This is a genomic window from Pseudomonas aylmerensis, assembly GCF_001702265.1.
GTDB lineage: Bacteria > Pseudomonadota > Gammaproteobacteria > Pseudomonadales > Pseudomonadaceae > Aquipseudomonas > Aquipseudomonas aylmerensis.
Genome location: NZ_MAUE01000002.1, coordinates 335,572 through 360,404 on the forward strand (window position 1 = coordinate 335,572; position 24,833 = coordinate 360,404).

A 24,833-nucleotide genomic window follows, 5' to 3' on the forward strand; every position below is an offset into this window, starting at 1 on the left:
AAGACCCTCGCCCGAGGCGTATTGCCGTGCGCGCGGCTGGGTTAGCATCGCCCCGAATTTGACGTAGTCACAGGGGGATTCATGAGTAAACGGTATTGTTCGGCACTGCTGATAATCGCTGTCGCGTGGCTGCACATCGGCCTGGTCCAGGCCGGGGCCATTGATGACGCCGTTCGGCGCGGCGTGCTCAAGGTGGGCACCACGCCCACTTACGTTCCGTTTGAAATGACCGACAAACAGGGGCATATCGTCGGCTTTGAAATCGACCTGCTCAAGGTGATGAGCCAGGCCCTGGGGGTGGAGCTGGAGCTGGTCAGCGTGCCCTATACGGAGCTGATGCCGGGGTTGCTGGCGAAGAAGTTCGACCTGATCGGCAGCGGCATGACGGTCACCCAGGAGCGCAACCTGAAGCTGAATTTCAGCGACTCTTTCATCGTGGTCGGCCAGTCCGTGCTGCTGCACCCCAGCCTGCTCGGCAAGGTCGGCAGCGTTGAAGACCTCGACGACGCCAGCTACCGCATCGCCACCACCGAAGGCACCACCGGCGAGGCGGCGGCGCAACGCTTTCTCGGCGCAGCGCGATTAAGCAGTTTTGCCACGCCGGAGGAGGGCGTGCATCAGGTGGTGACCGGTGCGGCCGATGCCTTTATCCATGATGCGCCCTACAACCTGATCGCCCTGGGGCGTCCGGAAAACAGCGCGCTGCTGGCCCTGGAACAGCCGTTCACCTTCGAGCCACTGGCGTTTGGGGTAAAAAAGGGCGATTTCGACAGCCTCAACTGGATCAACCATTTCCTCAATCAGATCGCCCAGGACGGCACCTATGATCGCTTGCACGACAAGTGGTTTAAAGACACAGCCTGGCTGAAGGAAATCCACTGAAAGTCATAACTTCTTACACATCAATCCGTTGGCGCTTTGCCGTGTGCATGCGTCTAGTCCTGCGCTTGGCTGCACCGTTGTGGGGCCTTTGCGACATACGCCGATAACAATTACCCGTGAAACCTTTGTGACGGGCATCGAGTGGGTTAGGATCGCACCCCGAAATGGTGCAGCCCGTTTGCGCGCCGACCTCATAAGAAACGTTCAGGGGACTTGATGATGAAAAAGTATCTTTCGATGCTGCTGCTCGGCGTCACGGCGCTGGTTGCCGCCACTGCGGCCCAGGCCGGCGCCATCGACGATGCGGTCAAGCGCGGCACGCTGAAAGTCGGCATGGACCCGACCTACATGCCGTTCGAAATGACCGACAAGCGTGGCGAGATCATCGGCTTCGAAGTCGACATCCTCAAGGCCCTGGCCAAGTCCATGGGCGTCAAGCTGGAGCTGGTCTCCACCGGTTATGACGGGATCATCCCGGCGTTCCTGACCGGCAAGTTCGACATGATCGGCAGCGGCATGACCCTGACCCAGGAGCGCAACCTGCGCCTGAACTTCAGCGAACCCTTCATCGTCGTCGGCCAGACCCTGCTGATTCGCAAGGACCTGGAAGGCACCATCAAGTCCTACAAGGACCTGAACGACGAGAAATACCGCCTGACCTCCAAGCTCGGCACCACCGGTGAGATGGTCGCCAAGAAGCTGATCTCCAAGGCCAAGTACCACGGCTATGACAACGAGCAGGAAGGCGTGCTGGACGTGGTCAACGGCAAGGCCGACGCCTTTGTGTATGACGCCCCCTACAACGTGGTTGCCGAGAAAAAAGTCGGTAACGGCAAGCTGGTGTTCCTGGAAGAACCCTTCACCTTCGAGCCGTTGGCGTTTGGCCTGAAAAAGGGTGACTACGACAGCATCAACTACATCAACAACTTCCTGCACCAGATCCGCAACGACGGCACCTACGATCGTATCCATGACAAGTGGTTCAAGAGCTCCGAGTGGCTCAAGGACATGGAATAAGGCCGAGACCGAGTTGCCTGTATCGCAGGCAAGCCAGCTCCCACAGTTGACCGAGTTGTCAGGCCTGACATCGAGCATTGTGGGAGCGGGCTTGCCCGCGATGGCGGCCTGCCTGGCGATACAATTTTGCGGAACCTGAAATGAAACAGAAAAAAGCCCAATGGCCCTGGCACCTGCTGACCGTGGTCGTGCTGGTCGGCCTGGCCGGCGCCTTGTACTACGCCACGTCGTTGATGTCCTACGAATGGCGCTGGAATCGCGTACCGCAGTACTTCGCCTATCAGGCCGAAACGTCGCAGCGTGCCGCCGATATCTCCACCGTGGTCGAGTTGGTGCGCAAAGGCGATGTAGCCGAAGTGACCCTGCGCAACGATGCCGGCGTGGAGCAGAAGCTCAGCGTGGCCGACAACAGCCTGCAAGTGGCGCGCGGTGACGATGTGGCCGAGGGCGATGTGGTCGGTGTGACCCGGCATTGGGCGTTGGGGCCACTGATGTGGGGCTTGTGGACCACGTTGTGGCTGTCGGTGGTGTCCGGCATTCTCGGTTTGGCGATTGGATTGGCGACCGGGTTGTGCCGTCTGTCCACTAATCCGACCTTGCGCGATCTATCGACGATCTACGTCGAACTGGTGCGCGGTACGCCGCTGTTGGTGCAGATCTTCATTTTCTATTTCTTCATCGGCACGGTGCTCAACCTGTCCCGCGAGTTTGCCGGGATCGCCGCACTGTCGCTGTTCACCGGTGCCTATGTGGCCGAGATTGTTCGTGCCGGCGTGCAGTCCATCACCCGTGGCCAGAACGAAGCCGCGCGCTCCCTGGGCCTGAGTGCCAGCCAGTCGATGCGCCACGTGGTGTTGCCGCAGGCGTTCAAGCGCGTGCTGCCGCCGCTGGCCGGGCAATTTATCAGCCTGGTGAAAGACACCTCGCTGGTGTCGGTGATCGCGATTACCGAACTGCTCAAGAGTGGCCGCGAGGTGATCACCACCTCGTTCTCGCCGTTTGAAATCCTGTTCTGCGTGGCAGGCCTGTACCTGCTGATCAACCTGCCGCTGTCGAAAATGGCCAGCCGGCTTGAGCGGAGGCTCGCGCAAAGTGATTGAAGTCCGCGATCTGGTAAAAGTCTTCGACACCCGTGGCCATGTGGTGCGCGCGGTGGATAACGTCACCACTCAAGTCGCCAAGGGCGAAGTGCTGGTGGTCATTGGCCCGTCGGGGTCCGGCAAGTCGACGTTCCTGCGCTGCCTCAACGGCCTGGAGGAATTCGATTCGGGTTCGGTGAGCATCGACGGCCTGCAACTGGCCGACCCCAAAACCGACGTGAACGCCTATCGCCGTGAAGTCGGCATGGTGTTCCAGCATTTCAACCTGTTCCCGCACATGACCGTGCTGGAAAACCTGTGCCTGGCGCAAAAAGTCGTGCGCAAGCGCGGCAAGCAGGAGCGTGAGGCCAAGGCCCTGGCGCTGCTGGAAAAAGTCGGTATTGCGCAGAAAGCCAACGAGTTCCCGTCGCGACTGTCCGGCGGCCAGCAACAGCGCGTGGCGATTGCCCGGGCGCTGGCGATGGAACCCAAGGTGATGCTGTTCGACGAACCGACCTCGGCGCTCGACCCGGAAATGGTCGGCGAAGTGCTGGACGTCATGAAGACCCTGGCCCTGGAAGGCATGACCATGGTCTGCGTGACCCACGAAATGGGCTTTGCCCGCGAAGTGGCGGACCGGGTGCTGTTCTTCGATCACGGTAAATTGCTCGAAGACGCCGCCCCGGCCGAGTTCTTCGACGCGCCGAAAGACCCACGGGCCCAGGCATTCTTGCGTCAGGTCCTGTAACGCGCGGGGGCGCTCAGACTTTGAACCGCCCCACACACTGTTGCAGATCCGTTCCCAGCCGCGCCAGCTCGAGACTCGCCGCCGCCGTCTGCTCACTGGCGGTGGCGGTCTGTTCCGAGGCGTCGCGGACTTTCAAGACGCTGCGATTGATCTCCTCAGCAACTGCACTTTGCTCTTCGGCGGCTGCGGCGATCTGCGGGTTCATCTCCTGAATGACCGCCACGGTGCGGGCGATCTCGGTCAGGGCATCCCCGGCGTTGCGCGTCAGGGTGACGCTGTTGTCGGTCAGGGTGCGGCTGTAGTCCATGATGTCGGCCACTTGTTGCGTGCCGCTGTGCAAGCCCCCGATCAGCCCCTCGATTTCCTCGGCAGACTGTTGGGTCCGTTGCGCCAGGCTGCGGACCTCATCGGCAACCACCGCAAAGCCGCGGCCAGCTTCGCCAGCACGTGCGGCTTCTATCGCGGCGTTGAGCGCCAGCAGGTTGGTCTGCTGTGACACGGACTTGATCACCTCCAGCACGCTGCCGATCTTCTGACTCTCGTGTTGCAGCGCCAGCATGGCCTGGCTCGAGCGCGCCATCTCATGGGCCAGGTGTTCAATCTGCGCGACGGCATCCGTCACCACCTGATCGCCCAATTCCGCTTGTTGATTGGCTTCGGCTGCGGCGATGGACGCCTGCTCGGCGTGGCGCGCCACCTCCTGGGCAGTGGCCAGCATCTGGTTCATGGCTGTCGCGACCTGCTCGGTTTCATCGCGCTGATGACTGACCCCGGCACGGGTTTGCACGGTGATGGCCGCCAGCTCCTCGGCTGCACTGGCGATTTGCCGGGCGTTATCGCTGATATTGCCAATCAGCCCGCGCAGGTTCAGGGTCATTTGCGCCATGCTGCGTTGCAACTGGCCCAGTTCGTCCCGGCGCCTGGTCTGTATGTCGTGGCTCAGGTCGCCCTCGGCAATGCGATGGGCGACGTCCAATGCCTTGCGCAGCGGCTTGACGATTTGCCCGGCAATCACCCAGGCGGCCAGGACACCGAGGAGCAACGCCGCAGCGGTAACCCCCAGCATCTGGGTGCGGGCTTGCTCGGCCTCACTGTCGCGCCTGTGGGTCTGGTCCTGGCTCAATAGGTCGCTCTGCGCGAGCAGTTGATCCAGCTGTTGCTCCAGTTGGGTTTGCGTATTTTCCGTGGTCAGTTGGGTGTCCTTGAGACGCGTGAGGTAAGTGCGGGTGCCGAGCACGGTATTTTTCAGCAGGTTGCCGTCCACCGGCAGTTTCGCCACGGCGGCCTGGGCGGTTTCCAGGCTGCGCTCTGCGTCACCGATCGCCTGCGCATAGGCCTCCAGCGAACTGGCAGCCCACGCGGGGCTCTGCGCGCGATCTTCGGCCTGCTCGATGGCCTGGCGCAGGTCTTCGATGGCATCCAGGGCCTTTGCGTCCTCCTGGTCAGGCAGGTCGCTGGCCAGTTGTGCCAGGACGTCGCCGGTACGCGACGAGCTTTGCTTCAGCTGTTCACGGGCGCCCTCGCGCTTTTCAACCAGCAGGGGCACGTCCTTGAGTGTGGTTTTGAACGACGCTGAAATGCGCGTCATTTCCTGCAGGTATTCGATGGGTTTGGGTATTTTCAGTCGGCCGGAAAGCTCCACCAGCAGATCGTCGACTTTGCCCATGCTGACACTCAATTTATTTAGGCTGTTGGTATCGTCGAGGGTGCGATAAACAATTCTGTCAGCGCGCAGTTCTTCGCCCGTCACCGCCAGTTGCGCAAGTATCGTCAGCGTTTGTGATCGATAGAGCGAGGCGGCCAGAGCCTGCCAGCCGGTGACGGCAATCACCAGGCTCAGGGCCAGGACCAGCGAGAATCCCAGGACCAGCTTGAGGGTGACGCTGGCGTCACCCAACAGGTGCGTCATTCGAGCAAACATGATGACCCCTCCGACAAGAGAACAACGGGCGTTCTTGAGGTGCGCAAGCACATTGAACTGACTGAACGCTAGTTCTCGGGGCGCGACGGCGGGGCTGATAAGTGCGTAGGAAATTTCACAGGGTATGCGCGGCGACCCAGGACAGGTCGCCACGTGGGGTGGGCGTCAGACGCGGAAGCGGCTGACCAGCGCTTGCAGGTGCGTGCCCAGGCGCGCCAGTTCGGTGCTCGACGCAGCGGTTTCTTCGCTGGCCGCAGCGGTCTGTTCGGAGATGTCGCGCACATTGAGCACGCTGCGGTTGATCTCTTCGGCCACGGCGCTTTGCTGCTCGGCGGCGGTGGCGATCTGCGAGTTCATCGCCTGGATGGTCGATACCGTGCGGGTGATGCTGCCCAGGGCGCTGCCGGCACGGCGGGTCAGCTCGACGCTGCTGTCGGTGAGGCCGCGGCTGTTGTCCATGATGTTCGCTACCTGCTGGGTGCCGCTTTGCAGGCCGACAATCAGCTCCTCGATCTCCTCTGTGGACTTCTGGGTGCGCTGGGCCAGGCTGCGCACTTCATCGGCCACTACCGCGAAGCCGCGGCCGGCTTCACCGGCCCGCGCGGCCTCGATCGCCGCGTTGAGGGCCAGCAGGTTGGTTTGCTGGGCCACGGACTTGATCACATCAAGCACGCTGCCGATTTTGTCGCTTTCGCGCTGCAGATGGCCCATGGCCTCGGTGGAATTACCGACCTCTGTGGCCAGGCGTTCGATCTGGGCGATGGCTTCGCCGACGACCTTGTCGCCTTCACGGGCTTGCTGGTCGGCGGCTACAGCGGCCTCAGAAGCTTCCTCGGCGTTGCGCGCCACTTCCTGCACCGTGGCAGCCATTTCATTCATGGCGGTGGCGACTTGGTCGGTCTCGACTTTCTGGCTGTTGACGCCGGCGCTGGTCTGCTCCGTCACGGCCGACAGTTGCTCGGCGGCGCTGGCGATCTGGGTGACGCCGTCGCTGATGCCGCCGATCAGTTCGCGCAGGCCTACGCTCATGCTTTGCATGGCGCGTTGCAGCTGGCCCAGCTCGTCCTTGCGCAGGGAAGTGAGGTTGTGGCTCAGGTCGCCGGAGGCTACGCGCTCGGCGACTTTGAGGGTCTGGTTCAGCGGAATGACGATCTGGCGCGTGATGGCCCAGGCCGCGACGACGCCGAAGATCAGCGCCAGTGCGGTGGCCAGCAGCAACAACTGTTTGGCTTGCGCTGCGTCGGTATCGCGCACCACTGTCTGGGAAGCCGTGAGTTTTTCGCTATGACCCAGCAGCACATCGCCCTGGGTGTTCATGATTGCCAGGGCCGCAGCACTGGCGACCTGGGAGTCGCGGTACTGGCTGACGGCCGCGCGGTAGGCTTGCAGCGAAACGCTGGCCTCTTGCAGGTTGGCCTGGAACTCGGCCGGCAGTTGGCCTTCGAGTTCGGTGATTTTCTTCAGGGCGTTGTCGATGGCATCCAGCGCCGGCTGTTCGGCCTCGACTTTGCCGCTGTAGGTGTAGCCGCGCACCTGGAAGCGTGATTGCTGGATCAGCTTGCTCAGGTCGACCACACGATTGAACTGGGTGACGCTGTCCCCTTGCAGCAGGGTTTTTTCGACTTCGTTGATCTTGGCGACGGCGTTGTCGGCGGTGTCGCCGAGTTTGCTGCGAGCCCCTTCACGCTTTAGGCCGGCCTGGACCATCGCGCCGAAGGCTTTTTTGTATTGGTTCAAGGCGTCCAGTTGTTGCTCGACCAGGGCCTTGTCGTCGGGTTGCTCGATCAGGGACTCGGCAGTTTTCAAGCCGTTTTCCAGCTGTGTGATCAGGTCATTGACCGCGCCGGTGCCCTGTTCGCCACGGCGGGTTTCGAAGTCCAGGCGCGCCAGGCGCAGGTCTTTGGTCAGCCCGGTGAGGCTGGAGATGAAGCCCAGCTTGTCACCACGGCTGATCACCTCGCCCAGCCCGGTCCAGCCGGTGAACGTGATCAACAGGGTCAGGATCAACACCAGGCCAAAACCTATGCCCAGCTTGCGGTTGACGCTCACATTCCCCAGCTTTTCGGCTAACCAACGATACATGCTGCGATCTCCCCTGGAACAAGGCTTGGACTTATCCAGGGGTTATCGGCAGAGCGGGAAGATTCTGTAGGAGGAAGGGGTTGTGGCGGGCTTGCCCTGTGTTGGACTGTGCAGCAGGGCCAATCCAGCAGAGTGCGGTGGGTCAGGTGTTTATGAGTGGTGGGTTTGGGGCCGCTTCGCAGCCCAACGCGGGGCAAGCCCGCTCGCCACAAAAAGCCTGCCATCCACAAAAATTCCACTTGTCTCAGCTGGCAGGCTTGCCAGATCGCCCCTGAAACACCTTCACCCGCAACAAGTGGGGGATCAGAACAGCCGGGCGAGCAGGGCGGTGACGGCGGTTTCGACCCGCAGGATGCGCGCGCCAAGCTGGACTGGCTGCATTCCGGCCTTGCTCAGCAGGTCCACTTCATAGGGGATCCAGCCACCTTCCGGGCCAATGGCCAGGGTCACCGGCGTATCCAGCCCGCGCGGGCACGCCGGGTGATCGCCCGGATGGCCGATCAGGCCCAGGGTGCCCTCGGTCATGGCTGGCAGGCGGTCTTCGACGAAGGGTTTGAAGCGCTTCTCGATGATGATCTCGGGCAGCACGGTGTCGCGCGCCTGTTCAAGGCCGAGGATCAGTTGCTCGCGGATCGCCTCGGGTTCCAGGAACGGGGTTTGCCAGAAACTCTTTTCGACGCGATAGCTGTTGACCAGCACCACCTTGGGCACGCCCATGGCTGCCACGGTCTGCAGCACCCGCCGCAGCATCTTCGGGCGCGGCAGGGCCAGCAGCAGGGTCAGCGGCAGTTTGGCCGGGGGCGGCAGGTCGAAGCTCACTTGCAGCTCGGCTTCGTGTGCTTCAAGGCGTTGCAGTTGCGCATTGCCCATCAGCCCGCCAATGCGGCCGACACGCAAGTTGTCGCCGACCGCCGCGCGGTGGACGTCCTGCATGTGCACCAGGCGCCGATCACGCAAGATGACGCGGTCGGCCGCGATGAAGTCGGCCTCTTCGAGCAGCAGCAGGTTCACGGCTGGGTCGCTGGCGGCTGGTCGTCGTCGGCGGGTTGGTCATCCGGATGTTCACCGCGCTTGCTGATCAAGGCGCTGAACAGGATGCCGATCTCGAACAGCATCCACATCGGCACGGCGAGCAGGGTCTGGGAGAAAATGTCCGGCGGCGTGAGGATCATGCCGACCACGAAGCAGCCGATGATCACGTACGGGCGGATTTTCTTCAGGTACTTCACGTCGACCACGCCGATCCACACCAGCAGCACCACCGCCACCGGGATTTCGAAGGCCACGCCGAAGGCGAAGAACAGCGTCATCACGAAGTCGAGGTAGCTGGTGATGTCGGTCATCATCTCCACGCCGGCCGGGGTGGCGGCAGCGAAGAACTTGAAGATCAGCGGGAACACCAGGAAGTAGGCGAACGCCATGCCGGTGTAGAACAGCAGGATGCTCGACACCAGCAGCGGCACGGCGATGCGTTTCTCATGCTTGTACAGCCCCGGCGCGATAAAGCCCCAGATCTGGTGCAGGATCACCGGGATGGCCAGGAACAGCGAGACCATCATGGTCAGCTTCAGCGGCGTGAGGAACGGCGACGATACGTCGGTGGCGATCATCGTCGCGCCGGCCGGCAGGTACTGGCGCAAGGGCGTAGAGACGAAGGTGTAGATCTGCTGGGTGAAGGCGAACAGCCCGGCAAAGATGATGAAGATGGCCGCTACGCAACGCAGCAGGCGGGTACGCAACTCGGTGAGGTGCGAGACCAGCGGCATGTGCTGGTCGTTTTCCGGTTTATCAGCGCTCATGGGGCTCGCGGCGGCAATGTAGGGTCATGGGGAGCGGGCGACGCAACGGGCGTCGGCGCTGGCTCTGTCGGGGCGGGAACGCTCGGTGCCGGGGTCGGTTCCACCACGGGTGCAGGCTCGGCCGCGGGCGGCGCGATACTGTGTTCCACCACAGGCTCCGCCGGTTTGGCGGGTTCCTGCACCGGAGACAGGATTTTGCGCGCTTCCTGCTCCAACGACAGGATATGTTCGTTGTGCAGCTGGCGACGGATCTCGTCGGCGCCGATTTCCCGTTCAACTTCCTGTTTGATGGCGTTGAAACTGCGTTTCAGGCGCCCGATCCACAGGCCGGCCGTGCGCGCGGCACCGGGCAGGCGTTCCGGCCCGAGTACCAGCAAGGCAACCAGGCCGACGAGGAGCAGTTCAGAGAAGCTGATACCAAACATTAGTCAGTGCTCACGAGTCTTTGCGGGTCGGCTCTTCGACTTTTTCAGCCTGCACGTCGAAGGTACGACGCTCGGTGATCGGCTGGGTGGCCTGTGGGTGCACAGGCTGGGCCGGAGGCACCGGGTTGACGACCGGGTCGGCCGGCTTCTCATCGTCGTTCATGGCTTTGCGAAAGCCCTTGATCGACTCGCCCACGTCGGTGCCGAGGTTTTTCAGTTTCTTGGTGCCGAACACCAGTACCACCACCACCAGAATGACGATCCAGTGTTTCCAGTCAAAAATGCCCATGCTGCAATTCCTCTGTAAAAGTTATTCAGGCGGACGGGCGCGAGGCCTTTTCGGCATGCCCGGACAAGCCGAAGCGACGGTCCAGTTCATCCAGCACTGCCTGTGGATGCTGCCCCAGTTGGGCGAGCATGACCAGGCTGTGGAACCACAAGTCGGCGGTTTCGTAGATCACATCACTGCAGTCGCCGCTGACCTGGGCGTCCTTGGCGGCGATGATGGTCTCGATGGATTCTTCGCCGAGTTTTTCCAGAATCTTGTTCAAGCCCTTGTGGTACAGGCTGGCGACATAGGAGCTGTCGGCATCCGCGCCTTTGCGGTCTTCCAGCACCTGGGCCACACGGTTCAGGGTATCGCTCATGTTCAGTGTCCTGCGGAGTAGATGGCGTGCGGGTCTTTGAGCACCGGCTCGACAACCTTCCATTCGCCGTTCTCGAACACGCGATAGAAGCAGCTGTGACGGCCGGTGTGGCAGGCGATGTCGCCGATCTGCTCGACCATCAGGATCACCACGTCGGCGTCGCAGTCGATGCGCATCTCGTGCAGGGTCTGCACATGCCCGGACTCTTCGCCCTTGCGCCACAGTTTGCCACGTGAGCGTGACCAGTAGATGGCACGCTGCTCAGCGGCAGTCAGGCTCAGCGCCTCGCGGTTCATCCAGGCCATCATCAGGACGCGCCCGGTCTTGTAGTCCTGGGCAATGGCCGGCACCAGGCCGTCACTGTCCCACTTGATCTCGTCCAGCCAGTCTTTCATGTTCGGCTCCGGCAATTTGCGACAGTGTATAACCGGATTGGCTATCGACGCACGATCAGATAAACACCCACGGCGACCATGATGCCGGCCGGCCAGTGGCCCAATTGGTTCAGCGGCCCGCCGATGGCCAGCATCACGCCTCCCACCAGGTGCGCCGCGCCGAGCAGGCGCAGGAACCAGTCGTCCTTGCGCTTCTGCCATGGCGGCGCCGGGTCCTTGGCGTGGGGCTGGGACATGCGCTCCAGCAGGTCGCGGGTCATGTTGGCCAGGTGCGGCAGCTGTTCCATCTGGCTGTGCAGGTTGCCCAGCAGGGTTTTCGGGCTGACGCGCTCGCGCATCCAGCGTTCGAGGAACGGCTGCGCGGTGTTCCACAAGTCGAGGTCAGGGTAGAGCTGGCGGCCCAGGCCTTCGATGTTCAGCAAGGTCTTCTGCAGCAGCACCAGTTGCGGCTGCACTTCCATATTGAAGCGGCGCGCGGTCTGGAACAGGCGCATCAGCACCTGGCCGAAGGAAATATCTTTTAATGGTTTTTCGAAGATCGGCTCGCACACTGTGCGGATCGCTGCTTCGAATTCATTCAGCTTGGTTTCTGCCGGCACCCAGCCCGAGTCGATGTGCAACTGCGCCACACGGCGGTAGTCACGCTTGAAGAATGCGAACAGGTTGCGCGCCAGGTAGTCCTGGTCTTCCGGGGTCAGGCTGCCGACGATGCCGCAGTCGATCGCAATGTATTGCGGGCTCCACGGGTTGACGGTGCTGACGAAGATGTTGCCCGGGTGCATGTCGGCGTGGAAGAAGCTGTCGCGGAACACCTGGGTGAAGAAGATCTCCACGCCGCGCTCGGCGAGCATCTTCATGTCGGTACGCTGGTCGGCGAGGGTGGCGAGGTCAGTGACCTGCACGCCGTAGATGCGCTCCATCACCAGCACTTTCGGGCGGCACCAGTCCCAATACACTTGTGGCACATAGAGCAACGGCGAGCCTTCGAAGTTGCGCTTGAGCTGGCTGGCGTTGGCCGCCTCGCGCAACAGGTCGAGTTCGTCGTAGATGGTTTTTTCGTAGTCGGCGACCACGTCCACCGGGTGCAGCAGGCGTGCATCCGCCGAGAAACGCTCGGCGGCGCGGGCGAGGATGAACAGCCACGCCAGGTCCTGGCCGATGATCGGCTTGAGGCCCGGACGAATTACCTTCACCACCACTTCTTCGCCGGTCTTGAGCTGCGCCGCGTGCACCTGCGCCACCGACGCCGAAGCCAGGGGCTCGACGTCGAAGCGGCTGAACACCTCGCTGATCTTCTTGCCCAGCTGGTCTTCGATGAGCTTCATCGACTGCTGGGAATCAAACGGCGGTACGCGGTCCTGCAACAGCATCAGTTCGTCGGCGATGTCTTCCGGCAGCAGGTCGCGGCGGGTCGACAGAATCTGCCCGAACTTGATGAAGATCGGCCCCAGGTCCTGCAGCGCCAGGCGCAGGCGCGCGCCACGGCTCAGCTCCAGCTGTTTGCGCGGGAACCAGCGCCACGGCAGCACATAGCGCACCGCGAGCAGGAACCAGGGCAGAGGCAGGGCGAACAGCAGGTCATCGAGGCGGTAGCGGATTACGACGCGCTGGATACGAAACAAACGGCGGACGGCGAGCAGCTTCATGCGTTATCGCTTGGATCAAGGGAACGGCTCAGGCGCTCGAAGCGGGCCTCGAGGCGTTCCAGGTCGATTTTGGCCTTGTCGAGTTCACGAAAGCGCGCTTGCGCTTCCCGTTCTCCGACCAGGGTGCGCGATTCTTCGCTCAGGTATTCGGCGAGGTTCTGATTGAGGCTGGCGAACCCCTGCTGGTACCAGCGCGAGCGGCTGCGCAGGTGTCCGCTGATCAGTTGGGTGGCCACGGGGCCGATCCAGCGGGACAGCTCGTATTCCCAGTCCAGCTCCAGGTCCTGCAGCACGGCGGCCAGGTCCATCAGCACCGCGCTGTCGCCTTCCAGCTCCACTTCGGGGCTGTGCAGGATGGCGGTCTTGTTGCGACTGAGCGCCAGGTGCAACAAGCTCGAGGCCGGCGCACGCAGGGTGCAGTCGGCCTCGGCGGCCCATTGGGTCGCGAGCAGCAGGCCTTCATCGCTGGGCAGGATAAACAGCTGCAAGGCGGGGCTGCGGCAGTCGACGGCAATCACCTTGCCATTCAAGTGCGCCAGCCGCGCCAGGGCGGTGCTGTCCAGGCGCAGCACACGGTTGAGGCCGTGCTCTACGCTGGCGAGGAGGCCCGCGAACAACATCAGGGCTTGATGCCGCGGTGCAGGGCGACGATGCCCGAGGTCATGTTGTGGTAGGTCACGCGGTCGAAACCGGCCTCTACCATCATCGACTTCAGGGTTTCCTGGTCGGGGTGCATGCGGATCGATTCGGCCAGGTAGCGGTAGCTCTCGGCGTCATTGGTGATCAGCTTGCCCATCAGCGGCATGAAGGCGAACGAGTAGGTGTCGTAGACCTTGGACATCAGCGCATTGGTCGGCTTGGAGAACTCCAGGACCAACAGGCGGCCGCCCGGCTTGAGGACGCGCAGCATCGAGCGGATCGCGTCTTCCTTGTGGGTCACGTTGCGCAGGCCGAAGGCGATGGTCACGCAGTCGAAATGGTTGTCGGGGAACGGCAGTTTTTCCGCGTCGGCCTGGACGAATTCGATATTGCCGGCCACGCCCTTATCGAGCAGGCGGTCACGGCCGACCTTGAGCATCGAACCGTTGATGTCCGCCAGGACCACCTGGCCGGTCGGGCCAACCAACTTGGAGAACTTGGCTGCCAGGTCGCCCGTGCCGCCGGCGATATCCAGCACGCGGTTGCCGGTGCGAACACCCGACAGCTCGATGGTGAAGCGTTTCCACAGGCGGTGCATACCGCCGGAGAGCACGTCGTTCATCAGGTCGTACTTGGCCGCTACGGAGTGAAACACCTCAGCGACTTTTTCCGCTTTCTGGCTTTCCGGGACGTTCTTGAAGCCGAAGTGAGTGGTGGGTTCGGCATCGCTGCCTTTGCGCTGATCAGTCATATCGCTGTCACCAAAAGAGAATGCGGGACATGATAATCCCCAAGGCCTGCTTTGTCTTGGCAAGGCTGCAGGTAAGATGGGCGGTCACCGAGACCTTTTGCCGCATCGAAGGTATTCAAATCCCTATAAAGAGGAGTCATTGCAATGGCCCGTATAACCGTTGAACGTGCACATTCCCTGGGTAAAGAAGGCGCACGGGCAAAGGCCGACAAGTTGGCGCACAAACTCCAGGAGCAATATGGCCTCGAGCCGTCGTGGTCCGGCGATACCTTGAACCTCAAGCGTTCGGGGGTTAAAGGCACGGTAGTCGTCGCTGATGATTCACTGCGTATTGATGTGGAACTGGGGCTGTTGATGTCGGCCATGAGTGGCACGATCAAATCCGAAATCGAGAAAGCCCTGGATAAAGCCTTGGCCTGATCCGCGTGTACTTAGGGTGCCGATTCTAATTTTCCAGCCTACTTTGTGCCCAAGCCCTCAACTCCTGTGGGCCGTTCCTCCCCCCTTTTTCGCGTGAGGTGCACCATGGCCAAAGTTATTCTGAAGAAAAAAATCGACGCCCAGACCACTGCCCTGAGTGACGTTAAAACCTATGCCCGCAAGATTTGGCTGGCGGGTCTTGGTGCCTACGCCAAGGTCGGAAGCGAGGGCAGCGACTACTTCAAAGAGCTGGTTAAGACTGGTCAACATGTTGAAAGTAAAGGCAAAAAAGTTGCAGTTGAACAACTTGATGCTGCCAACAGTCAGATTGATCAAGTAAAGAGTAATGTCTCCGCGGTCAAAGGTCTGGTAGAAGTTCAGCTGGATAAAGTTGAAAAAGCTTTTGATACTCGTGTCGCCAGTGCCTTGAATCGAATCGGCATTGCGTCTAAACATGACGTGGAGACACTCTCTGCTAAGCTCGAAGAGCTGACGGCATTGCTCGAACGTGTCGCGCGTAAACACTAAGGAGACATCGGGATGGCTGTTAAAAAGACTACTCAGAAAGAAGGCAGCTCGTGGGTCGGGAAAGTTGAAGAATATTCCCGCAAGATCTGGCTGGCTGGTTTAGGCGTTTACTCGAAGATCGACAGTGACGGCAGTAAACTCTTCGAGACTTTGGTCAAGGACGGCGAAAAGGCCGAGAAGTTGACCAAGAGCACAGTCGGTAAACAAGTTAATGCCGCCAAGGCGACTGCCGGTTCGCGCATCAGTGATGCGAAGAAACAGGTACTGGGTACTTGGAGCGAGCTTGAAGGGGCACTGGATACTCGCCTCAACAAAGCCATCTCGCGACTGGGCGTGCCTAGCCGTACTGAAGTGAAGGCCCTGCACACCAAGGTCGATACCCTGACCAAGCAAATCGAAAAACTCACGGGCGCTAAAGTGGCTCCGGTTAAAACCGCTGCGGCGAAACCGGCTGCCAAGCCAGCGGCCAAAACCGCTGCTGCCAAACCGGCCGCCAAAACCGCTGCCAAGCCTCTGGTGAAAGCTGCCGCCAAGCCGGCTGCCAAACCTGCGGCCAAGGCCCCTGCAAAAGCCGCGGCGAAACCCGCCGCCAAGCCTGCGGCTAAACCTGTAGCGGCTAAAGCTGCAGCCAAGCCAGCGGCCAAACCGGCTGCCAAGCCTGCCGCCAAAGCAGCAGCAAAACCGGCCGCCAAGCCGGCAGCGAAAACCGCAGCAGCCAAACCTGCCGCCAAGCCAGCTGCCAAGTCTGCTGCCGCGAAACCGGCTGCCAAGCCCGCTGCTGCCAAACCGGCCGCCGCCAAGCCTGCGGCAAAACCCGCCGCCGCGAAGAAGCCCGCTGCAGCGAAAAAACCCGCAGCGGCCAAACCCGCCGTAGCCGCCAAGCCTGCCACCGCGCCAACGCCAACCGCGTCCTCAGCCAACTCGGTCTCCGCACCGACGCCCGCTGCTGTCACCCCGACTGCAACGCCGGTAACCCCGACGCCATCCAGTCAGTCCTGATTTCTACAGGACACAAAAAAACGCTCGGCCTACAGAGGTCGGGCGTTTTTTTTCATTTCTAATCGGTGTGATCCAGGTATTTGAGGGCCAATCGCTCGGTCGCCTGGCGTGCCGGCAACATCAAGTGCGGCGCCACCAGCATCATGATCTGGTACACCACCACCCGCACTTCGCCGTCGCGGTCGAGAATGCGCTGGTAGTCCAGGGAGAACAGCAGGGTCAGGGTGATCTGCTCCACGAGTTGCCCCAGTGCCTGGGTATCGCTGACCAGTTGCCCCGCCGTCTTCAACCGCGCCAGCAATGACGCCAGGGTGCGCTTGAGTGCAGTCAACAGGCCACGAATCCCCTTGGCCAGCTTCGGCAGGCGGCCGGCCAGGTTCGACAGGTCCTGGAACAAAAAACGGTAGTGCGCCATGCGCTCGACGATCAGGTGCAGGAACAGCCAGTAATCCTGGGCCTCCAGTTGCGCATCTGCCGGTGGGTCGAGCAGCGGCGCCAGCTCGTTCTGGAAGCGCTCGAACAGCCCGAGCACCAGCGGCTCCTTGCCATGGAAGTGGTAGTAGAGGTTGCCGGGGCTGATCCCCATTTCATTGGCCACCTCCATGGTCGACACGTTCGGTTCGCCCTTCTGGTTGAACAACTGCAGGGCACATTCAAGGATACGGTCGCGGGTCTTCATCCAGTCTTCTTAATGTGATCGTTGAGCTCAGCGCACCCGCACGTAAGTGCCTGGCGCCGCTTCCATCGGTGGATAGTTCTGGTTGCCCAGGGCGGTGAGGGTTTCGCGCTGTACGCCGGAGCGTTGCTGGATCCAGGTCAGCCACTGTGGCCACCAACTGCCTTCGACGTGATCGGCGTCGTAGTACCAGGCGCGCGGGTCGCTGCTCAGCTTGGGGTTTTCGACGTAGTTAGCCTTGGGGTTGCCCGGCGGGTTGAGGATGCTCTGGATATGCCCGCTGTTGGACAGCACGAAGCGCCGCTCGCCGCCCAGCAGTTGGGTGGAGCGGTACACCGCGTCCCACGGCGTGATGTGGTCGTTGATCCCGGCGACGCTGAAGCTGTCCACCGTGACCTTCTGCAAGTCGATGGGCGTGCCACACACTTCCAGGCCGCCCGGATGGCTCAACGGGTTGTGCTTGAAGAAGTCCAGCAGGTCGCCATGCAGTGCGGCGGGCAGGCGCGTGTTGTCATTGTTCCAGTACAGGATGTCGAACGCCGGTGGCTCCTTGCCCAGCAGGTAATTGTTGATCCAGTAATTCCAGATCAGGTCATTGGGGCGCATCCAGGCGAACACGCGCGCCATGTCGCGGCCGTCGAGCACGCCTTGCTGGTAGGAACGTCGCTTGGCCGCCTCCAGGGTTTGCTCGTCGACAAACAGCGTGGCGGGGCTGTCGATCTGGCTGTCCAGCAGGCTCACCAGGTAGCTGGCACTGGAGATGCGCCGCAGCTGGCGCTTGGCTTGCAGATGGCCTTGCAGGGCCGCGATGGTCAGGCCGCCGGCGCAGGCGCCCATCAGGTTGACTTCGCGGGCACCGGTGATCGCCCGGCACACGTTGAGCGCTTCTTCCAGCGCGGCCACATAGGTGGAAAGGCCCCATTCGCGATGGCGTACGTCCGGGTTGCGCCAACTGACGATGAACGTCTGCAGGCCGTTCTTCAGCGCGTACTGCACAAAACTGTTGGCCGGGCTCAGGTCGAAAATGTAGTACTTGTTGATTTGCGGCGGCACGATCAGCAGCGGCTTGGCGTACTGCTTTTCGCTCATGGGCTTGTATTGGATCAGCTCCAGCAGCTCGTTGCGAAACACTACCGAGCCCGGCGTGGTGGCCACGGTCTTGCCGACCTCGAAGGCCTGCTTGCTCACCTGGCGTGGCAGGCCGTGGTTGTGCAGCAGGTCGTCGAACAGGTTGCTCACGCCGCGCACCACGCTGTTGCCGCCGGAGTTGAGCAGCTCCTTGATGGCCAGCGGGTTGAGCAAGGTGTTGGACGGCGAGACGGCGTCGTTGATCAGGGCGAAGGCAAAATGCGCACGGGCGCGGTCATCGGCGCTCAAGGTGCTGTCATCGATCCAGTGGCGGGTCTGTTTCTGCCAGCTCAGATAGGCTTGCAGGCTGCGCCGGTAGAAGGGGTTGAGGGCCCAGGTCGGGTCGACAAAGCGGCTGTCGCGGGGATTGGGCTCGTGCACCGTTTCCCCCAGCAGTACGCGGCCCAGTTGACCGCCCAGCGCGAGCGCGTGACGAGCGGTATGCACCGGGTTGCGCAAGCCATGGGCGGCGACGCTGCGCAGGGTCGACAGCAGATCCCGGCCGCGCAGGCCGGTGATCGCATTTTGCGCGTTGATGAACGCAGCGGGGGTGGGCGCCGGGTTCGTCACGGGTCTTTCTCGCATGAGCCAACACTCCTTCGTCAAGCCATCAACAGGCACGCCAATTCAGAACCATAGCCGGTTCTCGGCAAGTTGCGCGGCGGCGCAGTCCTTACACCGCCGGTCGCGGGTGAATCACCGCCCGCAGACGCTCCTCCTCGAGAAACTTCATGATGATCGGAGCCACGGCTTCCGCGCGGGTGATCAGGAACAGATGGCCGTCATCGATGATGTGCAACTGCGCGTTGGGAATGCGCCAGGCCAGCATGCGCATGTTGACCAGCGGGATCAGCGGGTCGTCGTCCCCGGCCAGCACCAGGGTCGGCTGACGGATCTTGTGCAGCCAATGAATGCTGGTCCAGCCAAGCCCGGCGAACAGCTGCCAGTAGTAGCCGAGCTTGCCGGCCGAGCGCACTTTGCTGGCGTGTTCGGCGGCCAGTTTCGAGTCGCGGCGGAACGAGCCGCCGTAGATCATCGGCGCAATGCGCACCACATGAGAGGGCTGGATATAGCGCCGTGGGCTCGCCATCAGCCACAGCACCTTGGGTTTGCCCGGCACCATAAAGGCGCCGGCGGCGGTGGCGGCCAGGATCAGCTTCTTGCAGCGCTCCGGGTAGTCATAGGCAAACTGCTGCGCCAGCGCGCCGCCCCAGGACACGCCCACCGCGTTGACCTGGCCGTAATCCAGGTAATCGAGCATGCGCGCCGTGAGCTTGGCCAAACCAGGAAACCGGTACGGCCGGCTGGGCGTCGAGGAACCGCCCACGCCGGGCACGTCGAAGGCGATCACTTCAAGGTCAGGGTCCAGGGCCTGGACGAACGGAAACACCAACTCAAGGTTGGCGCCGATGCCGTTGAAGATCAGCAACGGCGTCAAGTGCGGCTTGCCCGGGCGCACCGCCGTGCGGATGGTCTGGCCATCCAGGTCGATGGTGCGGAAGATGAACGGTTGCGGCATGGGCTTACCCTGCGAAGTGGCGCACTATTTCCCTGTCGGAATTCGGTCAGTGTGGGAGCGGGCTTGCTCGCGAAAGCGGTGTATCAGTCGAGTAAATAGTGACTGATCTAGCGCATTCGCGAGCAAGCCCGCTCCCACATTTGACCGCATTCCAGCTACAAAACGGTGGTTCGTTTAGCGTTCGTGAACGTATGTCCCCGGCGCAGCCTCAGCTGCGGCGTAAGTTTTATTACCCAAAGTTGTCGGTGCCTTCTTCAGTTTCCCCGCCCGCTCCGCCTGCCAGGCCTGCCAATGCAGCCACCAGGAATCGGTGTGCTTGGTGGCATTCTCCTGCCACTCCAGCGCCTTGCCCGCCAAGCCATCGCTGGTCTGGTAGCGCGCCTTGGGGTTGCCTGGCGGGTTGAGGATGCTCTGGATGTGCCCGCTGCTGGACAACACAAACTCGACCTTGCCGCCAAACAGCTGCGCCGACTTGTAGCAGGACTGCCAGGGCGTGATGTGGTCGTTGGTGCCGGCCAGTGAATAGATATCGGCGGTGACCTGCTTGAGGTCGATCGGCGTGCCGCACACTTCCAGTGCATAGGCGCGCACCAGTGGGTTGTTCTTGAACAGTTCGATCAGGTCGCCGTGGAAGGCCGCCGGCAAGCGCGTGGTGTCGTTGTTCCAGAACAGGATGTCGAACACCGGCGGCTCGTTGCCGAGCAGGTAGTTGTTCACCCAATAATTCCAGATCAGGTCGTTGGGGCGCATCCAGGCGAATACCTTGGCCATGTCGCGGCCTTCCAGCACGCCGGCCTGGTAGGAGTGACGCTTGGCCGCTTCAAGGGTCTGCTCGTCGACGAACAGCGCCACCTGGGTGTCCAGCGTGGTGTCCAGCACACTCACCAGCAGGGTCAGGGCGTTGACCTTCTTCTCGCCCAGCGCCGCGTAGTGGCCCAGCAGCGCGGTGCAGGTGATGCCGCCGGAACAGGCGCCGAGCATGTTGATGTCTTTGCTGCCGGTGATCGCGGTGACCACATCGACGGCTTCTTTCAGTGCTTCGATATAGGTCGACAGGCCCCACTCGCGCTGCGCCTTGGTCGGGTTGCGCCAGCTGACGATAAACGTCTGCTGGCCATTGCGCAGGCAGAAGCGCGCCAGGCTTTTATCCGGGCTCAGGTCGAACACATAGAATTTGTTGATCTGCGGCGGCACCACCAGCAATGGGCGCTCGTGCACCTGCTCGGTGGTCGGCTTGTACTGGATCAGCTCCAGCACGTCGTTGCGAAACACCACGGCGCCTTCGGTGGTGCCCAGGGTCTTGCCGACTTCAAACGCACCCATGTTGACCTGGCTCGGCATGCCGCCGTTGTGCACCATGTCCTTGGCCAGGTGGGACAGGCCATCGAGCAGGCTCTTGCCGCCGGTTTCAAAGAAGCGCTTGACCGCCGCCGGGTTGGCCGCACTGTTGGTGGGGGCCATGGCTTCGGTCATCAGGTTGATCACGAAGTGGCCGCGGCTGATGTCCTGTTCCGACAGGTTGCTGTCGCCGATCCACTCGTGCAGTTCCTTGCGCCACGCCAGGTAGGTCTGCAGGTAGCGTTTATAGAGCGGGTTCTGGGTCCAGGCCGGATCATTGAAGCGACGGTCGTCGCTCTCGGGCTGCAGCTGCGATTTGCCGAACATCACGTTCTTCAATTCGACGCCGAAGTGGGCCACATGCTTGACGCTGTGCAACGGTTGCTTGATGGCTTGGGTCAGCACCATCTTCGCCGAGGCGAGTAAATCCTTTTTTCGTAACGCGATGATCGGGTTGAGCCCCAAGGTGTTTTCCGAGGCCTGGCGTTTCAAGTCATCGTTATTCTTGTTACTCATCTACGACGCTCCATTGTCCGAAAGACGAGTACCGGGTACCGCTGCGCACCAGGTTTCGATACACAACACAAGCCAGGTACTGCGACTCGGGTGACCGTTGATACCGCATCGTCAAATGCAGGGAACTTGCCAGTTCCATTGGTTACCCGAGTTTAATTTTTTTCGCAAGCGGGCCAATCATTGGCCACGCGACAGGGCATTCAAGCAGATGAAATTAGAAAATGCCCTCTAAAGAGCAAGAAGCCTGGGCTAGAGCATCAGGCGCACGACCGATTCACTCGGATCGCGGGTTTTGCCGGCAGCCTTGAGCTCGACGAGATAATCGGCCCACAGCGCGTCCTGACGCACGGCCAGTTGGTAGAGGTAGTCCCAGGTGAACAAACCGCTGTCATGCCCGTCGTCGAAGGTCAATTTCAGTGCGTATTGGCCGGCGGGTTCGATCTTGGTCAAGCGGACATTGAGTTTACCGAATTGCAGGATGGGTTTGCCGTGGCCCTGGACCTCGGCAGACGGCGAGTGCACCCGCAGCAGTTCGGCGGGCAACTGGTAGACCTCGTCTGGCCCGTAGGTGAGGCCGAGGGTGTTGGAGGTTTTGTGCAGGTTGATGGCGGTAGGCAGTTTGGTCATTTGGGGAACCGCTCGGAGATGATCCTGAAGGAACCGGATCAATGTGGTAGCTGAGCTTGTGTGGGAGCGGGCTTGCCTGCGATAGCATCACCGCGGTGCTTCTGGCACTACGCGGCGATCCCATCGCGGGCAAGCCCGGCTCCCACAAAAGCCAGCGCTCACACAAGCTGGTCCGATGTAAGGCTTACAGGATATAACGAGACAAGTCTTCGTTCTGCGCCAATTCGCCCAGGTGGCTGTTGACGTAGTCGGCGTCGATCTTGATCGCCTCGCCATTCTGCGCGCCCGCCATGTCACCCGCGCTGAAGGACACTTCCTCAAGCAGGCGCTCCAGCAGGGTGTGCAGGCGACGGGCACCGATGTTCTCGGTCTTCTCGTTGACCTGCCAGGCAATCTCCGCCAGGCGCTTGATGCCGTCCGGCAGGAACTCGATGCCCAGGCCTTCGGTTTTCAGCAGCTCACGGTACTGCTCGGTCAGCGACGCGTGCGGCTCGCTGAGGATGCGCTCGAAGTCGCCCGGGGTCAGCGCCTTGAGCTCGACGCGAATCGGCAGCCGGCCTTGCAGCTCGGGTACCAGGTCGCTGGGCTTGCTCAGGTGGAACGCACCGGAGGCGATAAACAGGATGTGGTCGGTCTTGACCATGCCCAGCTTGGTGTTCACGGTGCAACCTTCGATCAGCGGCAGCAGATCGCGCTGCACGCCTTCACGGGACACATCGACGCCGCCGGCGTTGCCGCGCTTGGCCACCTTGTCGATTTCATCGATAAACACGATGCCGTGCTGCTCGACCGCTTCCAGGGCCTTGGCCTTGAGCTCTTCCTCGTTCACCAGGCGCCCGGCTTCTTCGTCGCGCACCAGCTTCAGTGCTTCCTTCACCTTGAGCTTGCGGCTTTTCTTCTTGCCCTTGCCCATGTTGGCGAACAGGTTCTGCAACTGGCTGGTCATTTCTTCCATGCCAGGCGGTGCGGAGATGTCGACGCCGGAAACTTCGGCGACTTCGATCTCGATTTCCTTGTCGTCCAGCTGGCCTTCACGCAGGCGCTTGCGGAACAGCTGGCGGGTGTTGGAATCCGAGGCCGGTGCGGCGTCTTCGTTGAAGCCCATGCGCGCCGGTGGCAGCAGGGCGTCGAGGATGCGCTCTTCGGCGGCGTCTTCGGCGCGGTGGCTGACCTTGGTCATTTCCTGTTCGCGCAGCAGCTTCAGCGCGGCGTCGGCCAGGTCACGAATGATCGACTCGACGTCGCGGCCCACATAGCCCACTTCGGTGAACTTGGTGGCTTCGACCTTGATGAACGGCGCGTTGGCCAGCTTGGCCAGGCGCCGGGCGATCTCGGTCTTGCCCACGCCGGTCGGGCCGATCATCAGGATGTTCTTGGGGGTTACTTCAACGCGCAGTTCTTCGGGCAGTTGCATCCGGCGCCAGCGATTACGCAGCGCAATGGCAACGGCGCGCTTGGCATCGTCCTGGCCGATGATATGGCGATTGAGTTCATGGACGATTTCGCGGGGAGTCATGGACATAGTGTTTGGCGGCCTCAAGCAGGAATAAGCCTACGGCTTACTCGGCGAGGTCCTGCTCCTCAATGGTGAAGTTGTGGTTGGTGAACACGCAGATGTCGCCGGCAATGCCCAAGGCAGTCTCGACGATTTCGCGGGCCGACAGGTCGGTTTTCTTCAACAGTGCGCTGGCAGCCGCTTGTGCGTAGCCACCACCGGAACCCATGGCGATCAGGCCGTGTTCGGGCTCAACCACATCGCCGTTACCGGTGATGATCAGGGACGCGTCTTTGTTGGCGACTGCCAGCATGGCTTCCAGGCGGCTGAGGGAGCGGTCGGTGCGCCATTCTTTGGCAAGCTCGACAGCGGCGCGCACGAGGTGGCCCTGATGTTTTTCAAGCTGGCCTTCGAAACGTTCGAAAAGGGTGAAGGCGTCGGCGGTAGCGCCGGCAAAGCCCGCGAGAACCTGGCCGTGGTACAGGCGACGGACTTTTTTCGCGTTGCCTTTCATCACGGTGTTGCCAAGGGAAACCTGGCCGTCGCCGCCCATGACGACTTTGCCGTGGCGACGTACTGAAACGATGGTGGTCAAGGGGAGAGTCTCCACGCAGCGGGGCGAAAATGCCCTGATGGAAACTCATATGGGGGTGGCGGGGGGGATTTCAACCGTAGGGGTTTAAGGCGGACGAGTGGTGTTTATCGGTCTGACACATTTTTTAAGCGCACCCTAAAACCAAATGTGGGAGCGGGCTTGCCTGCGATGGTGGTGTGCCAGTCACTGAAAATATTGACTGTTACACCGCCATCGCCGGCAAGCCAGCTCCCACATGGGCTCTACTGTGTTGTCAGATTCAGCGGCTCTGGCGTTGTTGTAACAACAGGTTGCTAAACCCGGCGCCGGCCAGTTGTTTCTGTGCGACGGTCAGCTGTTCGCGGTTGCTGAACGGCCCTACCAGGACGCGATACCAGGTCGCGTCCTTGACCGTGCCGGACTCTACCGTCACCGTCTGACCGAGCAGGATGATCTGCGCACGCACACGGTCCGCATCCGCCTGTTTCGGGAACGAGCCCGCCTGCAGGAAGAACTTGGTCACCGGTGCCGCCTTGGTCTCTGCAACCGGCGGTGCTGGTGGCGGGGTGATCCCGGCCAACGCCGCCTGGGCCCGTGCGGTGTCGATTTTCGCCGCTTCCGCAGGCGTTACCGGGGTGGTCGGCACTTGCGGCGTCGGCAGGGTTTTCTCCGGCACGGCGTCGGGCGGCACGATCACTTCCGATTCCGGCAGCAGCGTGTAGAAGTCGTACTTCGGCTTCACCGGTGCAGTCGGGCTCGGCGCAGTCTTGTTGGCTTCGGCGATTTTGGTGGCCTTCTGCTGCTCCTGCTTGACGCGTTTGACGTCATCGCCCTTGCCCGGCTCCAGCTTCATCAGAATCACCACAAACGCGCCGACCGCCAGGCCGATGGCCATCCACAACCAGCCTGGAATAGGCTTCTTCGCCGGTGCCTGGTAGCGGCTCGCGCCGCGCTTGGGTGCAGGTTTTTTCTTGGCAGCCAA

At 61.7% G+C, this 24,833-nt stretch carries 26 protein-coding genes and 1 pseudogene; 7 read left to right on the forward strand and 20 right to left on the reverse strand.

Annotation, left to right across the window (positions count from 1 at the left end; genetic code table 11):
• The first annotated feature begins 81 nt into the window (after positions 1-81).
• The 4 genes from BBG20_RS02280 (at position 82) to BBG20_RS02295 (ending at position 3,726) form a co-directional block, all read left to right on the forward strand.
• Positions 82-882, forward strand: a complete 801-nt coding sequence (locus BBG20_RS02280) for a transporter substrate-binding domain-containing protein (RefSeq protein WP_065899868.1) — start codon at positions 82-84, stop codon at positions 880-882.
• A gap of 219 nt (positions 883-1,101) precedes the next feature.
• A complete protein-coding gene (locus BBG20_RS02285; RefSeq protein ID WP_065899930.1) occupies positions 1,102-1,899 on the forward strand; it encodes a transporter substrate-binding domain-containing protein in 798 nt (265 codons plus the stop codon).
• 140 nt (positions 1,900-2,039) lie between these two features.
• Complete coding sequence (locus BBG20_RS02290) at positions 2,040-2,999, forward strand: amino acid ABC transporter permease (protein WP_065899870.1); 960 nt, start codon at positions 2,040-2,042, stop codon at positions 2,997-2,999.
• Positions 2,992-3,726 carry an amino acid ABC transporter ATP-binding protein gene (locus BBG20_RS02295; protein WP_058423697.1) on the forward strand — a complete coding sequence of 245 codons (735 nt, stop codon included), beginning with the start codon at positions 2,992-2,994 and terminating at the stop codon, positions 3,724-3,726. The genes BBG20_RS02290 and BBG20_RS02295 overlap by 8 nt, the downstream gene beginning before the upstream one ends.
• A gap of 13 nt (positions 3,727-3,739) precedes the next feature.
• Here BBG20_RS02295 and BBG20_RS02300 read toward each other — a convergent pair whose 3' ends face one another.
• The 12 genes and pseudogenes from BBG20_RS02300 to ubiE all read right to left on the reverse strand — a co-directional run bounded on the left by BBG20_RS02300 (position 3,740) and on the right by ubiE (position 14,031).
• Positions 3,740-5,647 carry a methyl-accepting chemotaxis protein gene (locus BBG20_RS02300; RefSeq protein ID WP_065899872.1) on the reverse strand — a complete coding sequence of 636 codons (1,908 nt, stop codon included), beginning with the start codon at positions 5,645-5,647 and terminating at the stop codon, positions 3,740-3,742.
• A 165-nt stretch (positions 5,648-5,812) separates the two neighbouring features.
• Positions 5,813-6,685, reverse strand: a complete 873-nt coding sequence (locus BBG20_RS33420) for a methyl-accepting chemotaxis protein (RefSeq protein ID WP_404940330.1) — start codon at positions 6,683-6,685, stop codon at positions 5,813-5,815.
• Positions 6,686-6,718: 33 nt separating this feature from the next.
• Positions 6,719-7,729, reverse strand: a pseudogene (locus tag BBG20_RS33425) (methyl-accepting chemotaxis protein); the annotation flags it as partial.
• Between the two features lie 303 nt (positions 7,730-8,032).
• Positions 8,033-8,740 (reverse strand): 16S rRNA (uracil(1498)-N(3))-methyltransferase, encoded by a 708-nt coding sequence (locus tag BBG20_RS02310; protein WP_065899879.1) that lies wholly within the window; start codon positions 8,738-8,740, stop codon positions 8,033-8,035.
• Positions 8,737-9,528, reverse strand: a complete 792-nt coding sequence (gene tatC / locus BBG20_RS02315) for a twin-arginine translocase subunit TatC (protein ID WP_065899881.1) — start codon at positions 9,526-9,528, stop codon at positions 8,737-8,739. Before tatC ends, BBG20_RS02310 begins: the two co-directional genes overlap by 4 nt.
• The gene (tatB, locus tag BBG20_RS02320) at positions 9,525-9,953 is read right to left on the reverse strand and encodes a Sec-independent protein translocase protein TatB (RefSeq protein WP_065899883.1); all 429 of its coding nucleotides are present in this window, start codon (positions 9,951-9,953) and stop codon (positions 9,525-9,527) included. The genes tatC and tatB overlap by 4 nt, the downstream gene beginning before the upstream one ends.
• A gap of 10 nt (positions 9,954-9,963) precedes the next feature.
• Positions 9,964-10,242, reverse strand: a complete 279-nt coding sequence (locus BBG20_RS02325; RefSeq protein ID WP_012721795.1) for a twin-arginine translocase TatA/TatE family subunit — start codon at positions 10,240-10,242, stop codon at positions 9,964-9,966.
• A gap of 25 nt (positions 10,243-10,267) precedes the next feature.
• Positions 10,268-10,600, reverse strand: coding sequence for a phosphoribosyl-ATP diphosphatase (locus tag BBG20_RS02330; protein ID WP_065899885.1), 333 nt, complete (start codon positions 10,598-10,600; stop codon positions 10,268-10,270).
• 2 nt (positions 10,601-10,602) lie between these two features.
• Positions 10,603-10,995 carry a phosphoribosyl-AMP cyclohydrolase gene (gene hisI / locus BBG20_RS02335; RefSeq protein ID WP_065899886.1) on the reverse strand — a complete coding sequence of 131 codons (393 nt, stop codon included), beginning with the start codon at positions 10,993-10,995 and terminating at the stop codon, positions 10,603-10,605.
• Between the two features lie 41 nt (positions 10,996-11,036).
• On the reverse strand, positions 11,037-12,641 hold the full coding sequence (gene ubiB, locus BBG20_RS02340; protein ID WP_065899888.1) for a ubiquinone biosynthesis regulatory protein kinase UbiB: 1,605 nt from the start codon (positions 12,639-12,641) through the stop codon (positions 11,037-11,039).
• Complete coding sequence (locus BBG20_RS02345; protein WP_065899889.1) at positions 12,638-13,261, reverse strand: ubiquinone biosynthesis accessory factor UbiJ; 624 nt, start codon at positions 13,259-13,261, stop codon at positions 12,638-12,640. The genes ubiB and BBG20_RS02345 overlap by 4 nt, the downstream gene beginning before the upstream one ends.
• Positions 13,261-14,031: a bifunctional demethylmenaquinone methyltransferase/2-methoxy-6-polyprenyl-1,4-benzoquinol methylase UbiE gene (gene ubiE, locus BBG20_RS02350; RefSeq protein WP_003171186.1), complete on the reverse strand. Its 771-nt coding sequence runs from the start codon at positions 14,029-14,031 to the stop codon at positions 13,261-13,263. Before ubiE ends, BBG20_RS02345 begins: the two co-directional genes overlap by 1 nt.
• Positions 14,032-14,175: 144 nt before the next feature.
• Between ubiE and BBG20_RS02355 the strand changes: the two genes are divergently transcribed.
• The 3 genes from BBG20_RS02355 (at position 14,176) to BBG20_RS02365 (ending at position 15,978) form a co-directional block, all read left to right on the forward strand.
• Complete coding sequence (locus BBG20_RS02355; RefSeq protein WP_065899890.1) at positions 14,176-14,451, forward strand: polyhydroxyalkanoic acid system family protein; 276 nt, start codon at positions 14,176-14,178, stop codon at positions 14,449-14,451.
• A 105-nt stretch (positions 14,452-14,556) separates the two neighbouring features.
• Positions 14,557-14,979, forward strand: coding sequence for a phasin family protein (locus BBG20_RS02360; RefSeq protein WP_065899891.1), 423 nt, complete (start codon positions 14,557-14,559; stop codon positions 14,977-14,979).
• A gap of 12 nt (positions 14,980-14,991) precedes the next feature.
• Positions 14,992-15,978, forward strand: coding sequence for a phasin family protein (locus BBG20_RS02365; RefSeq protein WP_065899892.1), 987 nt, complete (start codon positions 14,992-14,994; stop codon positions 15,976-15,978).
• Between the two features lie 58 nt (positions 15,979-16,036).
• Here BBG20_RS02365 and BBG20_RS02370 read toward each other — a convergent pair whose 3' ends face one another.
• The 8 genes from BBG20_RS02370 to BBG20_RS02405 all read right to left on the reverse strand — a co-directional run bounded on the left by BBG20_RS02370 (position 16,037) and on the right by BBG20_RS02405 (position 24,833).
• Positions 16,037-16,657 carry a TetR/AcrR family transcriptional regulator gene (locus BBG20_RS02370; RefSeq protein ID WP_065899893.1) on the reverse strand — a complete coding sequence of 207 codons (621 nt, stop codon included), beginning with the start codon at positions 16,655-16,657 and terminating at the stop codon, positions 16,037-16,039.
• 27 nt (positions 16,658-16,684) lie between these two features.
• On the reverse strand, positions 16,685-18,367 hold the full coding sequence (gene phaC, locus BBG20_RS02375) for a class II poly(R)-hydroxyalkanoic acid synthase (RefSeq protein WP_065899895.1): 1,683 nt from the start codon (positions 18,365-18,367) through the stop codon (positions 16,685-16,687).
• Between the two features lie 88 nt (positions 18,368-18,455).
• Complete coding sequence (gene phaZ / locus BBG20_RS02380; protein ID WP_065899897.1) at positions 18,456-19,301, reverse strand: poly(3-hydroxyalkanoate) depolymerase; 846 nt, start codon at positions 19,299-19,301, stop codon at positions 18,456-18,458.
• A gap of 174 nt (positions 19,302-19,475) precedes the next feature.
• Positions 19,476-21,155 (reverse strand): class II poly(R)-hydroxyalkanoic acid synthase, encoded by a 1,680-nt coding sequence (gene phaC / locus BBG20_RS02385; RefSeq protein WP_065899899.1) that lies wholly within the window; start codon positions 21,153-21,155, stop codon positions 19,476-19,478.
• Positions 21,156-21,404: 249 nt separating this feature from the next.
• A complete protein-coding gene (locus BBG20_RS02390; RefSeq protein ID WP_065899901.1) occupies positions 21,405-21,782 on the reverse strand; it encodes a gamma-butyrobetaine hydroxylase-like domain-containing protein in 378 nt (125 codons plus the stop codon).
• 184 nt (positions 21,783-21,966) lie between these two features.
• Positions 21,967-23,304: an ATP-dependent protease ATPase subunit HslU gene (gene hslU / locus BBG20_RS02395; RefSeq protein ID WP_065899903.1), complete on the reverse strand. Its 1,338-nt coding sequence runs from the start codon at positions 23,302-23,304 to the stop codon at positions 21,967-21,969.
• A gap of 37 nt (positions 23,305-23,341) precedes the next feature.
• Complete coding sequence (gene hslV / locus BBG20_RS02400) at positions 23,342-23,872, reverse strand: ATP-dependent protease subunit HslV (RefSeq protein ID WP_010563201.1); 531 nt, start codon at positions 23,870-23,872, stop codon at positions 23,342-23,344.
• Between the two features lie 259 nt (positions 23,873-24,131).
• The gene (locus tag BBG20_RS02405; protein WP_065899905.1) at positions 24,132-24,833 is read right to left on the reverse strand and encodes an SPOR domain-containing protein; all 702 of its coding nucleotides are present in this window, start codon (positions 24,831-24,833) and stop codon (positions 24,132-24,134) included.